The sequence below is a fragment of the Burkholderia sp. ABCPW 14 genome (assembly GCF_001523835.1).
GTDB lineage: Bacteria > Pseudomonadota > Gammaproteobacteria > Burkholderiales > Burkholderiaceae > Burkholderia > Burkholderia mayonis.
Window position 1 is genome coordinate 70185 of sequence record NZ_LOVS01000153.1, and the last position, 15573, is coordinate 85757.

Annotated in this window: 14 protein-coding genes; 11 read left to right on the top strand and 3 right to left on the bottom strand. The window is 68.4% G+C overall.

The features are described 5' to 3' along the window. The first annotated feature begins 44 nt into the window (after positions 1-44). The 9 genes from WS62_RS25125 (at position 45) to ftsB (ending at position 10934) form a co-directional block, all read left to right on the top strand. A complete protein-coding gene (locus tag WS62_RS25125; RefSeq protein WP_059473721.1) occupies positions 45-1298 on the top strand; it encodes a lipoprotein-releasing ABC transporter permease subunit in 1254 nt (417 codons plus the stop codon). Next, a complete protein-coding gene (gene lolD, locus WS62_RS25130; protein ID WP_059473720.1) occupies positions 1291-2040 on the top strand; it encodes a lipoprotein-releasing ABC transporter ATP-binding protein LolD in 750 nt (249 codons plus the stop codon). The genes WS62_RS25125 and lolD overlap by 8 nt, the downstream gene beginning before the upstream one ends. 4 nt (positions 2041-2044) lie before the next feature. Continuing rightward, complete coding sequence (locus WS62_RS25135) at positions 2045-2833, top strand: TatD family hydrolase (RefSeq protein ID WP_066576647.1); 789 nt, start codon at positions 2045-2047, stop codon at positions 2831-2833. 51 nt (positions 2834-2884) lie between these two features. Beyond that, positions 2885-5407 carry a DNA internalization-related competence protein ComEC/Rec2 gene (locus WS62_RS25140; protein WP_066576648.1) on the top strand — a complete coding sequence of 841 codons (2523 nt, stop codon included), beginning with the start codon at positions 2885-2887 and terminating at the stop codon, positions 5405-5407. Between the two features lie 36 nt (positions 5408-5443). Beyond that, positions 5444-6274 (top strand): alpha/beta fold hydrolase, encoded by an 831-nt coding sequence (locus WS62_RS25145; protein ID WP_066576650.1) that lies wholly within the window; start codon positions 5444-5446, stop codon positions 6272-6274. A 234-nt stretch (positions 6275-6508) separates the two neighbouring features. Then, entirely contained in the window at positions 6509-8170 is a 1662-nt protein-coding gene (locus WS62_RS25150) for a CTP synthase (RefSeq protein WP_066494578.1), read from the top strand. Continuing rightward, positions 8167-9021: a 3-deoxy-8-phosphooctulonate synthase gene (gene kdsA, locus WS62_RS25155; RefSeq protein ID WP_066576656.1), complete on the top strand. Its 855-nt coding sequence runs from the start codon at positions 8167-8169 to the stop codon at positions 9019-9021. Before WS62_RS25150 ends, kdsA begins: the two co-directional genes overlap by 4 nt. Before the next feature lie 106 nt (positions 9022-9127). Continuing rightward, positions 9128-10411: a phosphopyruvate hydratase gene (gene eno, locus WS62_RS25160; protein ID WP_006751590.1), complete on the top strand. Its 1284-nt coding sequence runs from the start codon at positions 9128-9130 to the stop codon at positions 10409-10411. A gap of 91 nt (positions 10412-10502) precedes the next feature. After that, complete coding sequence (gene ftsB / locus WS62_RS25165; RefSeq protein WP_066576658.1) at positions 10503-10934, top strand: cell division protein FtsB; 432 nt, start codon at positions 10503-10505, stop codon at positions 10932-10934. Positions 10935-11126: 192 nt separating this feature from the next. Here ftsB and WS62_RS25170 read toward each other — a convergent pair whose 3' ends face one another. The 3 genes from WS62_RS25170 to WS62_RS25180 form a co-directional block, all read right to left on the bottom strand. Then, the gene (locus tag WS62_RS25170; RefSeq protein WP_066494574.1) at positions 11127-11471 is read right to left on the bottom strand and encodes a hypothetical protein; all 345 of its coding nucleotides are present in this window, start codon (positions 11469-11471) and stop codon (positions 11127-11129) included. An 80-nt stretch (positions 11472-11551) separates the two neighbouring features. Beyond that, complete coding sequence (hslO, locus tag WS62_RS25175; protein ID WP_066494573.1) at positions 11552-12502, bottom strand: Hsp33 family molecular chaperone HslO; 951 nt, start codon at positions 12500-12502, stop codon at positions 11552-11554. 39 nt (positions 12503-12541) lie between these two features. Further along, positions 12542-13066, bottom strand: a complete 525-nt coding sequence (locus tag WS62_RS25180; RefSeq protein WP_066494570.1) for a gamma carbonic anhydrase family protein — start codon at positions 13064-13066, stop codon at positions 12542-12544. A gap of 185 nt (positions 13067-13251) precedes the next feature. On the opposite strand from WS62_RS25180, the gene WS62_RS25185 reads away from it, so the two are divergent. Together WS62_RS25185 and WS62_RS25190 are read left to right on the top strand one after the other, a co-directional pair. Continuing rightward, positions 13252-14070: a ferritin-like domain-containing protein gene (locus tag WS62_RS25185; RefSeq protein ID WP_066576728.1), complete on the top strand. Its 819-nt coding sequence runs from the start codon at positions 13252-13254 to the stop codon at positions 14068-14070. A gap of 420 nt (positions 14071-14490) precedes the next feature. Continuing rightward, positions 14491-15381, top strand: a complete 891-nt coding sequence (locus WS62_RS25190) for an alpha/beta fold hydrolase (protein ID WP_066576730.1) — start codon at positions 14491-14493, stop codon at positions 15379-15381. The last annotated feature ends 192 nt before the right edge of the window (positions 15382-15573 follow it).

The following is a 15573-nucleotide window of genomic DNA, read 5'->3' on the forward strand; positions in this document are numbered from 1 at the left end:
GATTCGCGCGGCGCGCGGCGTCCCAACCAGCAGAAAGGATACGCTTGAAACTTCCGTACGAATGGCAGATCGGCTGGCGCTACACGCGCGCCGGCAAACGCACGACCGGCAACGGCTTCATCTCCTTCATCGCGCTCGTGTCGATGCTCGGGATCGCGCTCGGCGTCGCGGCGCTCATCGTCGTGCTGTCCGTGATGAACGGCTTCCAGAAAGAAGTGCGCGACCGGATGCTGTCGGTGCTCGCGCACGTCGAGGTCTTTTCGCCGACGGGCTCGATGCCCGACTGGCAACTGACCGCGAAGGAGGCGCGCCTGAATCCGTCCGTGATCGGCGCGGCGCCCTACGTCGACGCGCAGGCGCTCCTCACGCGCCAGGACGCGGTGAGCGGCGTGATGCTGCGCGGCGTCGAGCCGTCGCTCGAGCCGCAGGTGTCCGACATCGGCAAGGACATGAAGGCGGGCGCGCTCACGGCGCTCGCGCCCGGCCAGTTCGGGATCGTGCTCGGCGACGCGCTCGCGGGCAATCTCGGCGTGGGCGTCGGCGACAAGGTCACGCTCGTCGCGCCGGAAGGCACGATCACGCCGGCCGGGATGATGCCGCGCCTGAAGCAGTTCACGGTCGTCGGCCTCTTCGAATCCGGCCATTACGAATACGACAGCTCGCTCGCGATGATCGACATCCAGGACGCGCAGGCGCTCTTCCGGCTGCCCGCGCCGACGGGCGTGCGGCTGCGCCTCACGGACATGCAGAAGGCGCCGCAGGTCGCGCGCGAGCTCGCGCACACGCTGTCGGGCGACTTGTACATCCGCGACTGGACGCAGCAGAACAAGACGTGGTTCTCCGCGGTGCAGATCGAGAAGCGGATGATGTTCATCATCCTGACGCTCATCATCGCGGTCGCGGCGTTCAATCTCGTGTCGTCGCTCGTGATGACCGTGACGAACAAGCAGGCGGACATCGCGATCCTGCGCACGCTCGGCGCGCAGCCGGGCTCGATCATGAAGATCTTCGTCGTGCAGGGCGTGACGATCGGCTTCGCCGGCACCGCGACGGGCGTCGCGCTCGGCTGCCTGATCGCGTGGAGCATCCCGTGGCTCATCCCGATGATCGAGCATGCGTTCGGCGTGCAGTTCCTGCCGCCGTCGGTGTACTTCATTAGCGAGCTGCCGTCCGAGCTCGTGCCGGGCGACGTGATCAAGATCGGCGTGATCGCGTTCGCGCTGTCCGCGCTCGCGACGCTCTATCCGAGCTGGCGCGGCGCGAAGGTGCGCCCCGCGGAGGCGCTGCGCTATGAATGACCGGGTCTTCGAACAGACGATGAATCAGAACTATCAGGATGGCGCCGCGCGCGAGTGCGTGCTCGAGGCGCATGGGATCACGAAGACGTTCGTGCAGGGCGGCTTCAACGTACAGGTGCTCGACAACGCCGAGGTGTCGGTGCGGCGCGGCGAGAAGCTTGCGATCGTCGGCGCGTCGGGCTCGGGCAAGAGCACGCTCCTGCACGTGCTGGGCGGCCTCGACGAGCCGAGCGCCGGACGGGTGTCGCTGCTCGGCAAGCCGTTTACGCAGCTCGCCGAGCGCGAGCGCAACGACCTGCGCAACCGCGCGCTCGGCTTCGTCTATCAGTTTCACCATCTGCTGCCGGAGTTCACCGCGCTCGACAACGTCGCGATGCCGCTGCGGATCCGCCGGATGTCGACCGAGGACGCGCGCCATCGCGCGCGCGCGATGCTTGAGGAGGTGGGGCTCGGCGCACGCGCGAAGCACCGGCCGGGCGAGCTGTCGGGCGGCGAGCGGCAGCGCGTCGCGATCGCGCGCGCGCTCGTCACGAAGCCGGCGTGCGTGCTCGCCGACGAGCCGACCGGCAACCTCGACGGCTCGACTGCGGATCACGTGTTCCACCTGATGCTCGAATTGTCGAGGACGCTTGACACGAGCTTCGTGATCGTCACGCACGATCCCGATCTCGCCGCGCGCTGCGACCGCATCCTGCGGCTGCGCGACGGCGTGCTGCACGAGGAGCCGGCCGTGCCGGTGTGACGCGATGTGGATCGACACGCACTGCCATCTCGACGCGGCCGAGTTCGACGCCGATCGCGGGGCCGTTGCCGATGCGGCGCGGGCGGCGGGCGTGTCGCGGATCGTGATCCCGAGCGTCGGGCGCATGAATTTCGCGACGGTGCGCGAGCTCGCGCACGCGACGGAAGGCGCGGTGTACGCGCTCGGCATTCATCCGATGTACACGCCGCATGCGCGCGACGAGGATCTCGACCGGCTGCGGATGGAGGTCGAGGCGAGCCTCGATGATCCGCGTTTCGTCGGCATCGGCGAGATCGGCCTCGACTACTTCGTGCCGGGGCTCGACGAGAACCGGCAGCAGTGCTTCTATGACGCGCAGTTGCGGCTCGCGCGCGATTTTGATCTGCCGGTCGTGTGCCATGTGCGCAAGTCGCAGGATCGCGTGCTGGCCGGGCTGCGGCGCGCGGGCGTGCGGCGCGGCATCGCGCACGCGTTCAACGGCAGCTTCCAGCAGGCCGATGCGTATCTCGCGCAAGGGCTCAAGCTCGGCTTCGGCGGCAACGTGACGTTCGGCCGCGCGCTGCAGATCAGGCGGCTCGCCGGGCAATTGCCGCTCGACGCGCTCGTGGTCGAGACCGACGCCCCGGACATTCCGCCCGAATGGCGCTACAGGCAGCGCAACACGCCCGACCAGGTGCCGCTCATCGGCGCGGCGATCGCCGCGCTGCGCGGCATCGACGTCGCCCGACTCTCGCTATCCACTTCGGCTAACGCGCTCGCCGCGCTGCCGCGTCTCGCGCTTTCGTCCGCATAATCGATCCGTGATCAGGCGCGCCGCCCAGGCGGCGCGAAACACGGAGGCGCGATGCGGGTGATGTGCGGCGCGTTCGCGCTCGGCGTCGTCGCGCTGCAGCAGCAGGCGGCGCTGCCGGGTGCGGCGGCATGGGCGGGCGGCGGGCTCGCGTTCGGCTTGTGCGTATGGCTTGCGGCCGCGCTGCGCGGCGACGCGCGTGCGCGCATGCGGCGGGCCGGTTTCTGCGCGTGCTGTTGCGCCGCGGCGCTCGCGGGCTTCGGCTACGCGGCGGCGCGTGCGCAGTGGCGCCTGAGCGATGCGCTGCCCGAGCCGTGGCAAGGGCGTGACATCGTCGTGACGGGCGCGGTGCGCGGGCTGCCGTCGCGCGACGCGAACGGCGTGCGCTTCCTGTTCGACGTCGACGACAACGATGCGGGCGTCGTCCGGTTTCCCGCGACGCTGTCGCTCGCCTGGTATGCGTTCAGGCGCACGGCGCCGCCGCCCGAGCTCGTGCCGGGCGACCGATGGCGGCTGCGCGTGCGTCTGAAGTGCCCGCACGGCAACGCGAACTTCGGCGTGCGCGACGCGGAGGCGGCATGGCTCGCGCGCGGCATCCGGGCGCTCGGCTACGTGTCCGCGCCGCACGATGCACAGCGGCTGACGGGCGGGGCGCCCGGCATCGCCGCCGCGATCGACCGGCTGCGCGCGCGGCTGCGCGGCCGGATCGTCGACGCGCTCGGCGACGCTGCGCATCGCGGGATCGTCGTCGCGCTCGCGATCGGCGCGCAGGGCGACATCGGCGGCGACGACTGGCGCATCCTGCGCGACACCGGCACGAGCCACCTGGTCGCGATCTCCGGGCTGCACGTCGGGATGGTCGGCGGCTTGTGCGCGTGGCTCGCGGGCGGGTTCTGGCGGCGCTCGGGCTACGTCGGGCGGAACTGGCCGCTCGTCTTGCCCGCGCAGAAGATCGCGGCGATCGGCGCGATCGTCGGTAGCGCCGGCTACGCGGCGCTCGCCGGCTTCAATGTGCCCGCGCAGCGTGCGTGGTGGATGCTCGCCGCTGCAGGCGTCGCGTATCTGAGCGGGCGTTCGCTCGCGCCATCGTCGGTGCTGGCGGCGGCGCTCGGCTGCGTGCTGCTCGTCGATCCGTGGGCGGTGACGGCGCCGGGATTCTGGCTGTCGTTCGGCGCGGTCGCGGCGATCCTGTTCGTGTCGTCGGGGCGAAGTGCCGCGCGCGATGCGCGTGAGGCAGACGATGGACGCGGGGGGCTCGGCGCAATCGACGGCGGCGATGGTGGCGACGGCGTGCCGCCGTCGCACGCCGCGCGGTTGCGCACGGCGTTCGCGCGGGCGATGAGGCGGCTCGCCCGGCGTGTGCGCGATGCCGCGCGCGCGCAGTACGCGGTGACGATCGCGCTCGCGCCGCTCACCGTGCTGTGGTTCGCGCAGATTCCGCTCGCCGGGCCGCTCGCGAACGCATTTGCGATCCCCTGGGTCGGCTCGCTCGTCACGCCGATGGTGCTCGCCGGCGTCGTGCTGCCCGCGCCGCTCGATGCTTTCGCCTTCGCGTTTGCGCATGCGCTCGTCGCGACCATGGTGCGGCTCCTCGAAGCGACGGCCGGCGCGGGGCGCACGGTCTGGATGTTGCCGATGCCTGGCGGCCTCGCGCTCGCGACGGCGGCGGCGGGCGTCGTCTGGGCGCTGACGCCGCGCGGCTGGCCGCTGCGCCACGCGGCGCCGCTTGCCTGGCTGCCGCTCCTCGCGCCGGCGTCGCATGCGCCACCCGAAGGCGCGTTCCGGCTGACGGCGCTCGACGTCGGGCAGGGCTCCGCCGTGCTGATCGAGACCGCGCGGCACGCGCTGCTGTTCGACGCGGGCCCGGGGCCCGAGGCGTCGAACGCGGGCGAGCGGGTCGTCGTGCCGTTCCTGCACGCGCAGGGCGTGCGCGCGCTCGACGCGCTCGTCGTGAGCCACGCGGACTCGGACCACGCGGGCGGCGCGCCCGCCGTGCTCGAATCGGTCGCGGTCGCGCAGATGACGGGCGGCCTGCCGCCTTCGAATCGCCTCTGGCGCGTCGCGCGCGCAGCCGGCGTGACGGACGCGCTGCCGTGCGCCGCGGGGCAGCGCTGGCACTGGGATGGCGTCGAATTCGCGACGCTCTGGCCCGGCGGCGGCCCACGGGCGGGCGGTGCGACGAACGCGCAGTCCTGCGTGCTGCGCGTGTCGGCGGGCGAGCGCGCGGCGCTCCTGACGGGCGACGTCGACGCACGCTCCGAGCGCACGCTCGTGGCCGGATCGCGCGAGGCGCTCGCCGCGCAGGTGCTCGTCGTCCCGCATCACGGCAGCCGCACGTCGTCGACCGAACCTTTCCTCGATTCGGTCGAGCCGCGCATTGCCGTATTTCAGGTAGGCTACGCAAATAGGTTCCAGCATCCGCATCCGACCGTCTGGGCGCGCTATGTCGGGCGCGGCATCGAGCTGCCTCGCACCGACCGCGACGGCGCGGTGCGCATCGACGTGGCGTCGGACGGCGGGGCCCCCGTGCCGATCCGATACCGGGACGCGCGCCGGCGCTACTGGATGGGCTGGTGATGCGGCGCGGAGGCTACGACAGGGAGACAGCGGCATTTGAAGGACATCATCCATTTTTCCCATGCGAACGGCTTTCCGGCATCCACTTACCGGACGATCTTCGCCGAGCTTGCGGACGATTACGAGTTGCGCTTCATCGAGCGAATCGGACACGACCGCCGCTTTCCGGTGACGCGCGACTGGCCGCACCTCGTCGAGCAACTGCTCGACGACATCGGCCGCACGTACGAGCGGCCCGTCTGGCTCGTCGGCCATTCGCTCGGCGGCTACCTGTCGCTGATGGCGGCGCTCAAGCGTCCGCAATGGGTGCGCGGCGTCGTGATGCTCGATTCGCCCGTGATCGCGGGCTGGCGCAGCAGCGCGCTGCGCGTGAGCCAATGGACGGGGCTCGACGAGCGCCTGTCGCCCGCCGCCGCGACGCGCAACCGCCGCGTCCATTGGGCGAGCCGCGACGACGCCTGGCGGCATTTCCGCGCGAAGCAGTCGTTCGCGCGCTGGGACGAACGGATGCTGTCCGATTATATCGACTACGGCATTCCGCAGACGAGTGCGGCGGGCGAGCGCGCGCTCGCGTTCGACCGGCAGATCGAATACATGATCTACCGGACGCTGCCGCATACGCTCGGCCCGCGGCTTGCGCACGGCGCGCCCGTGCCGATCGGCTTGCTCGCCGGCACGCGTTCGCGCGAGATCCGCCAGATCGGGCTCGCGGCGACGCGCCGGGCGGCGCGCGGCCGGATCGAGTGGCTCGAAGGCAGTCATCTCTTCCCGATGGAGCGGCCGCTCGAGACCGCGCGGGCGCTGCAGCGCATGATCAACGCGCTGCGCGCCGCCGAGAGCGGCCGCGCCGAAGCGCGGCGCGCGTGATCGTGTCGGCGTCCGCTTCGAGCGTGCCGCGGTGCGCAAGAGGGCGGACGCAACGCGCGCGAAGCAAGGTCCGCGCGACAGGTTTGCGCGGCGTGCGGCGGGGGGGGCGCGGGACGGCCGGGGAGGGGCGCGCATGCGCCCGGAAAGGAGAAGGAAAGGGTGTGATCGAGCGTTGATTGCTGAGTGACGCGCGGCCTTTACGGTATAATCCGTTTTTCCCGCGAGCATCCAGCGATGACCAAATATGTTTTCGTCACCGGCGGCGTAGTTTCTTCCCTCGGCAAGGGCATTGCCGCCGCTTCTCTCGCCGCGATCCTCGAATCGCGCGGTCTCAAAGTCACCCTCCTCAAACTCGATCCGTACATCAACGTCGATCCCGGCACGATGAGCCCGTTTCAGCACGGCGAAGTGTTCGTGACGGAAGACGGCGCGGAAACCGATCTCGACCTCGGCCACTATGAGCGCTTCATCAGCACGAAGATGCGCAAGGCCAACAATTTCACGACCGGTCAGATCTACGAATCGGTGATCCGCAAGGAGCGTCGCGGCGATTACCTCGGCAAGACCGTCCAGGTGATCCCGCACATCACGAACGAGATCCAGGCATTCGTCGAGCGCGGCGCGGCGTCGGCCACCTGCGGCGAGCCGGATGTCGCGATCGTCGAGATCGGCGGCACGGTGGGCGACATCGAGTCGCTGCCGTTCCTCGAGGCGGCGCGCCAGATGAGCCTGCGCCTCGGCCGCAACAGCGCATGCTTCGTTCACCTGACGCTCGTGCCGTTCATCGCGACGGCGGGCGAGCTGAAGACGAAGCCGACCCAGCACAGCGTGCAGAAGCTGCGCGAGATCGGCATTTCGCCGCACGTGCTGCTTTGCCGCGCCGACCGCCCGATCCCCGACGACGAATCGAAGAAGATCTCGCTCTTCTCGAACGTGCCGGAAGACGCGGTGATCTCGGTGTGGGACGTCGACAGCATCTACAAGATTCCGCAGATGCTGCACGACCAGGGCCTCGACAAGATCATCTGCGAGGAGCTCAAGCTCGATCCGAAGCCGGCCGATCTCCGCATGTGGTCGGATCTCGTCGAGAAGCTTCAGCATCCGAAGCACGAGGTGACGATCGGGATGGTCGGCAAGTACGTCGACCTGACGGAATCGTACAAGTCGCTGATCGAAGCGCTGCGCCATGCGTCGATCCACACGTCGACGAAGGTCAACATCGAGTACATCGATTCGGAAGAGCTCGAGGCGAACGGCACCGCGAGCCTCGCGCATCTCGACGCGGTCCTCGTGCCGGGCGGCTTCGGCCGGCGCGGCACCGAAGGCAAGATCGCGGCGATCCGCCATGCGCGCGAATCGAAGGTCCCGTATCTCGGCATCTGCCTCGGGATGCAGCTCGCCGTCATCGAATTCGCGCGCGACGTCGTCGGCCTCGCGCAGGCGAACAGCACCGAGTTCGATCCGAACACGCCGGAGCGTGTCGTCGCGCTGATCACCGAGTGGTTCGACCGCGACGGCAAGGTCGAGAAGCGGACCGAGGAATCGGATCTCGGCGGCACGATGCGGCTCGGTTCGCAGCGCTGCCCGATCAAGGCGGGCACGCTCGCCGAAGAGATCTACGGCAAGGACGTGAACGAGCGTCACCGTCACCGCTACGAAGTCAACAACCGCTTGGTGCCGCAGCTCGAAGCGGGCGGCCTCGTGATCAGCGCGCGCACGCCGAGCGAGAATCTGCCGGAAATGATGGAGCTGCCGCGCGCGATGCACCCGTGGTTCGTCGGCGTCCAGTTCCACCCGGAGTTCACGTCGACGCCGCGCGACGGCCATCCGCTCTTCAAGTCGTTCGTCCAGGCCGCGCTCGCGTATCAGCAGTCGCGCGCCGGAGTGAAAGCATGAATCTCGCCGGATTCGAAGTCGGGCTCGACCAGCCGTTCTTCCTGATCGCCGGCACCTGCGTCGTCGAATCGGAGCAGATGACGATCGACACCGCGGGCCGGCTGAAGGAGATCTGCGCGAAGCTCGGCGTGCCGTTCATCTACAAGTCGTCGTACGACAAGGCCAATCGCAGCTCGGGCAAGTCGTTTCGCGGGCTCGGGATGGACGAGGGCCTGCGGATCCTCGCCGAGGTGAAGCGCCAGCTGAGCGTGCCGGTGCTGACCGACGTGCACGAGACCGACGAGATCGCGCCTGTCGCGGCCGTCGTCGACGTGCTGCAGACGCCCGCGTTCCTGTGCCGTCAAACCGACTTCATCCGCGCGTGCGCGCAGTCGGGCAAGCCCGTCAACATCAAGAAGGGCCAGTTCCTCGCGCCGCACGACATGAAGAACGTGATTGACAAGGCTCGCGACGCCGCGCGTGACGCGGGGCTGTCGGAAGACCGCTTCCTCGCGTGCGAGCGCGGCGTGTCGTTCGGCTACAACAACCTCGTGTCGGACATGCGCTCGCTCGCGATCATGCGCGAGACGGGCGCGCCCGTCGTGTTCGACGCAACCCACTCGGTGCAACTGCCGGGCGGGCAGGGCACGAGCTCGGGCGGCCAGCGCGAATTCGTGCCGGTGCTCGCGCGTGCGGCGGTCGCGACGGGCATCGCGGGGCTCTTCATGGAGACCCACCCGAACCCGGCCGAGGCCCGGTCGGACGGCCCGAACGCGGTGCCGCTCGGCAAGATGGCCGCGCTGCTGGAGACGCTCGCCACGCTCGATCGGGCGGTGAAGCGCGCGCCGTTCCTGGAAAACGATTTCAATTGAGATGAACTCGGCGGCCCTCGCGCGCGTCAGTAGTGAAAGCGGCTTTCGCGTGCGCGCTGGCCGCCATCGCTGAAGACAGAATCCATCGTCATTTTCAGAGGAAACCATGAGTGCAATCGTAGATATCATCGGCCGCGAGATTCTGGATTCGCGCGGCAACCCCACCGTCGAGTGCGACGTGCTGCTCGAGTCGGGCACGATGGGCCGCGCGGCGGTGCCGTCGGGTGCGTCGACTGGCTCGCGCGAGGCGATTGAGCTGCGTGACGGCGAAGCCGGCCGCTACAACGGCAAGGGCGTGCTGAAGGCCGTCGAGCACATCAACACCGAGATCTCCGAAGCGATCATGGGCCTCGACGCGTCCGAGCAGGCGTTCCTCGACAAGACGCTGCTCGAACTCGACGGCACCGACAACAAGTCGCGCCTCGGCGCGAACGCGATGCTCGCCGTGTCGATGGCGGTCGCGAAGGCCGCGGCTGAAGAAGCCGGCCTGCCGCTGTACCGCTACTTCGGCGGCTCGGGCGCGATGCAGTTGCCGGTGCCGATGATGAACATCGTGAACGGCGGCGCGCACGCGAACAACAGCCTGGACATCCAGGAATTCATGATCGTGCCGGTGAGCCAGCCGACGTTCCGCGAAGCGCTGCGCTGCGGCGCGGAAGTGTTCCACGCGCTGAAGAAGATCCTGTCGGACCGCGGCATGAGCACGGCGGTCGGCGACGAAGGCGGCTTCGCGCCGAACTTCGGCAGCAACGACGAATGCCTGTCGACGATCCTGCAGGCGATCGAGAAGGCCGGCTACCGCGCGGGCGAAGACGTGCTGCTCGCGCTCGACTGCGCGGCGTCGGAGTTCTACCACGACGGCAAGTACCAGCTCGCGGGCGAAGGCCTGCAGCTGTCGTCGGCCGAGTTCACCGACTACCTCGCGACGCTCGCGGACAAGTTCCCGATCGTGTCGATTGAGGACGGCATGCACGAAAGCGACTGGGAAGGCTGGAAACTGCTGACCGAGCGCCTCGGCAAGAAGGTTCAGCTCGTCGGCGACGACCTGTTCGTCACGAACACGCGCATCCTGAAGGAAGGCATCGAGAAGGGCATCGCGAACTCGATTCTCATCAAGATCAACCAGATCGGTACGTTGACCGAAACGTTCGCGGCGATCGAGATGGCGAAGCGCGCCGGCTACACGGCCGTGATTTCGCACCGTTCGGGCGAAACGGAAGACTCGACGATCGCCGATATCGCAGTCGGCCTGAACGCCGGCCAGATCAAGACGGGCTCGCTGTCGCGCAGCGACCGCATCTCGAAGTACAACCAGCTGCTGCGCATCGAGGAAGATCTCGGCGATATCGCGAGCTACCCGGGCAAGTCGGCGTTCTATAACCTGCGCTGACGCGCGCTAACGCGTTAATATCGGTCTTGTTCATCGATGACGCCGCTTCGCGATCTCGTGAAGCGGCGCTTCTTATATCTGCGGCTTATTCATGCGGCTCGTTACCGTCGTCCTGATCGCTTTGCTGATCGTGATTCAGTACCCGTTGTGGTGGGGGCATGGCGGCTGGCTGCGAGTGCACGAGCTTCGGCAGCAGTTGAACGACCAATTGCAGAAGAACGCCGACGCGAAGCTGCGCAATGAGCGGATCGCGGGCGAAGTGCAGGATCTGCAGAGCGGCACCTCGGCGATCGAGGAGCGTGCGCGTTACGAGATGGGCATGGTGAAGGACGGCGAAGTGTTCGTGCAGTTCGTGTCGCCGAACTCGCCGGCGCCTGCGGCGCAGAGCAATGCGCAGCCGGCGACGTCGACGCGCGGCGAGGTGTCGGCCGCGCCGGTGCGCGTCGTGCCGAATCCGGTGTCGCGCGCGAAGTCCGAAAAGCGGCACGGCGGCGACAAGGCGCGCAAGCCGGCGCACGGCTGACGCGCCGCCGAGCGCGACGCATGCGCCGGTGCCTGGCGGGACGCGCATCGCTCGCGTTGCCGGCTTCGACCGGCTGGGCATCGCAAGCTTCGCGCAGTGATGAAGCTTCGGAGCGCCTAACAAAAAAGCGCGGTCTTTCGGCCGCGCTTTTTTGTTTCCCGCTGATTTTCAATCGTTCGGAATCCGGTGTTTTCACCACCACCAGCCCGGGTAGCCGTAGCTGAAGCCCGTGCCCCAGCCACGCCCCCAGCCTCCGCCGTAATAGCCGCCGTAGTAGGTGACGGGCGGCGGATAGTAGTACGTCCACGCGCGCGCGACATCGTCGGCCGCGATCGCCGCGTTTTGCTCGCGCAGCACCTGCCGGTCGATCTCGTCGTAGCGCTTGCGTTCGTCGGGCGTGAGCGTGCGCGACGTCGCGCCTGCCTGCTCGGGCAGGCGGCTCAGGACCGTCGTCGGTGGCGGCGCGACGCATCCGCTCAGCGACGCGGCCGCAACGAGCGCCGCGATCGGTGCGGCGCGAACAAGAATCGGTTTCATGCTGCTGCCTCCTGGCTTGTGCCGGCGACTTGCCCGCCGGACGGCGCGTGCGGCGCGTTGCCCGCGTGCACGCGCGCGAATCAGTGCCGTCGCTCGGCGGCGGGCGTTACGCTCGCGCCGAGTTCGGGCGTCGAGAACAACTGGGCGACGTCGACCGGATCGAATTCGTAGCGCTGATTGCAGAATTCGCAGTGGATCTCGACGTGGCCGCGCTCCTCGATCACGCCGTCGATCTCGACCTGTCCGAGCATGCGCAGCATCCCGCCGACCTTCTCGCGCGAGCACGTGCAATGGAAGCGCGTGCTCGTTGGTTCGAAGTGCTGCACATTCTCCTGCCAGAACAGACGCCGGAACACGGTCTCGGGTTCCACTTCGAGCAGTTCTTTCGACGAGAGCGTGCCGCCGAGCGTGCAGACGCGCTCCCACGTGTCCGTGTCGGTTTCCTCCACGCGCGGGACGATGCCGCCGTCGCCCGGCAGCTTCTGCAGCAGCACGCCGACCGCGCGATTGTGATCGGCCGCGAGCCAGAGGCGCGTGTCGAGCTGCTCGGAGTGCCGCATGTAATGTTCGAGCACGTCGGCAATCGACGCGAGCGGGCCGTCCTCGCCGTTCAGCGGCACGATTCCCTGGTACGGTTGCTGGCCGGGCCGTTTGTCGGTCGGATCGAGCGTGATCACGCAGCGGCCGTGGCCGCTCGCGTTGATCAGGTCGGCGAACGAAGTGTCCTCGCCGATCGTCTGCGCGGCGTCGCCCGAGAACTTCGCGGTCGCGCGCATCGCGAGGTCCGAACTGCACTGGACGACGAGCATCTTCATCGGGCCGTCGCCGAAAATCTGCATGATGAGCGTGCCGTCGAACTTCAGGTTCGCCGACAGCAGCGCGCAGGCCGCCATCATCTCGCCGAGCACGTTGCGCACGGGCGTCGGATAGTCGCGGCGCGTGAGCACCTCTTGCCACGTGTTGCGCAGCGAGACGATCTCGCCACGCACCGGAGCCGCGTTGAACATGAATTTCTGTAACTGGTCACTCACTTTTTTCCCTCGACAATCAAACGGCTCGCGCGCGGCTTTTCAGCCGATCCGCACGAGCTGCTCCTTGAAATACGCGCGCCGCATCGCGTAGCTCTTCGTGTTCATGTGCATCCGCGCGATGTCCTCGTCGGACAGCGTTCGCACGACCTTCGCCGGCGCCCCGAGAATCAGCGAATTGTCGGGGAACGTCTTGCCTTCGGTGATCACCGCGCCTGCACCGACCAGACAGTTGCGGCCGATCACCGCGCGATTCAAGATCACCGCCTGGATGCCGATCAGCGAGCCTTCGCCGATCGTGCAGCCGTGCAGCATCGCCTGGTGGCCGACCGTTACGTTCGGCGCGATCGAGAGCGGGCAGCCCGGATCGGTGTGCAGCACCGCGCCTTCCTGCACGTTGCTGCCCGCGCCGACCGTGATCGGCTCGTTGTCGCCGCGGATCGTCGCGCCGAACCAGACGCTCGCGTTCTCTTCGAGCACGACCTTGCCGACGATCGCCGCGCTGTCCGCGACGAACACGCTTTCGTGGATGGACGGGGCGTTGTCGCCGAGCTTGTAGATGGTCACGGTGTCTCCCTTGGGGCTTGTCTGGGCGGCCGGTACAATGGCGCGCGGTTGTGTTTGCGCTTGGATGCGGCGCGATCGAATCCTTTATTGTAAACGGTTGTCCCTGTCGTTCGTTCGCGCGCGCTCGCCGCGCGCGGGCATGTCGCTTTCTCATGTCATTCGTCCCGATTTCATCGTTGGAACCCCTGCGCTGCGCGCGCAGCGACGCGCTCGCTGCGCTCTGCGAGCCCGATCCTGCGCGCAAGGCCGCGCTTGTCGGCGAGCTGCGCGCCGCGCTGCTCGACGGACGCGCGACGGCGCTGCCGGAGCGCGAGCTGTGCGCGCCCGAGCACGGCTTGCCCGGGCGGCCCGCGCAGCCGGAGCTCGTCGAGCCGCGCCGGCTCGAGCGGCGAAGCATGCGCTCGCCGGAAGGGCGCGCGGTGCTGCTGCATGCGCTCGCGCATATCGAGTTCAACGCGATCAATCTCGCGCTCGACGCCGTATGGCGCTTTGCGCGGATGCAGGCTGCGTTCTATGCCGACTGGCTGACAGTCGCGGCGGAGGAGGCGCATCATTATTCGCTGCTTGCCGCGCGCCTCGCGGAGTTCGGGCACGCGTACGGCGATTTTCCCGCGCACGACGGCCTCTGGGAGATGTGCGAGCGGACGGCGGCCGACGTGCTCGCGCGCATGGCGCTCGTGCCGCGCACGCTCGAGGCGCGCGGGCTCGATGCGTCGCCACCGATCCGCGCGCGGCTTCTGCAGGCCGGTGATCACGCGTCGGCAGCGATTCTCGACGTGATCCTGCGCGACGAGATCGGCCATGTGCGGATCGGCAATCGCTGGTTTCGCCATCTGTGCGGCGAGGCGGGGCTCGAGCCGTGCGCGACCTACGAACGGCTCGCCGCGCAGTATCGCGCGCCGCGACTGCGCGGTCCGTTTAACTTCGATGCGCGCCGCGCGGCGGGTTTCAACGACGACGAATTGAACGCGCTCGTCGCGCAGGACGTCGAGCCGAAGCCTTGACGGGGTGGGGCGCATCGCGTGTGCGGGGGCGGCTTGGCTGCGGTGTAAATCGAGCGCGGGAGCGGATCGTCGGGGGCCGACGGGGCGCGGGGCGATGAAGTCGACTGCGTGAGGCCGCGGATGACTGGTTGACTAATCGAAGACGCTCGCAAGCGGGGCGCGTCGGTTGCCGGATTCGTGTTTGATTTGATCGGTATCGGAGTGCGATCGAAGACGACGGACATCCGAACCGTTCGAGACGCAGTCGGCGATTTCAGTCGGCCTGATCCATGGCATCAGTTTCGACCCCATCAAGCGTTCGCTGCTTCCGGCCCAGGACCGCCTAGAGAAGTGCCTCGACACACACAGGCTCGACGCGCGGCCCACGCCGGACGGGCCGGATCGATATAATCGAACGGTCATTCTTTTTTGGCGATTGCGATGCACTCCACTCAATCTGTTTCCGATTTTTTCACGATCCGCGGCGTGAAGCTGCATGTGCGCCGCTGGGGGCGGCCCGACGCGCCGACGCTCTATATGCTGCACGGCTGGATGGACGTCGCGGCGTCGTTCCAGTTCGTCGTCGACGCGCTCGCGGGCGACTGGCAGGTGATCGCGCCCGACGCGCGCGGATTCGGGCTGTCCGACTGGCCGGTCGCCGCGCACGGCGGCGGCCATTACTGGTTCCACGAGTACCTCGCGGACCTCGACGCGCTGATCGACCACTACACGCCCGACGGCGAAGTGAACCTGATCGGCCACAGCATGGGCGCGAACGTCGTGTGCCTGTACGCGGGCGCGCGGCTGCAGCGGGTGCGGCGGGTCGTCGACCTGGAGGGCTTCGGGCTTGCGCCCGCGCGCGCCGAGCAGGCGCCGCGGCGCCTCGCGCAGTGGCTCGACGAGCTGCGCACGCCGCCGACGCTCAAGCGCTACGCGTCGCTCGAAGACGTCGCCGCACGCCTCATCAAGACGAATCCGCGCCTCGACGCCCGCCGCGCGACCTTTCTCGCCGCGCACTGGTCGACGCGCGATGCGGACGGCCAGTACCGGCTCCTCGCCGATCCCGCGCACAAGCTGCGCGGCCCGCTGTTGTACCGGCTCGACGAGGTGATGGCGATCTGGTCGAAGGTGCGCGCGAAGGTGCTGCACGTCGAGGCCGTCGATTCGCCGACGCTCGCGTTCCTCGCGGGCGAAATCCCGATTCCCGAATTCAAGGCGCGCTTTGCGGCGTTCGCGGATTGGCGCGAGAAGCTTGTCGAGGATGCGGGGCACATGGTCCATCACGACCAGCCGGAGCAGATCGCCGCGCTGATCGAAGCGTTCTGCGCGTGAACTGACTGCGGGTTCGGCGATCGGGCGAATCGGCAGATCGGCAAGGCGGCAAGGCGGCAAGGCGGCAAGGCGGCAAGGCGGCAAGGCGGCAAGGCGGCAAGAGGCAAGAGGCAAGAGGCAAGAGGCAAGAGGCAAGAGGCAAGAGGCAAGAGGCGACGAGCCGAAAACCGCCGCCCCAGCCGTTCCCCCACC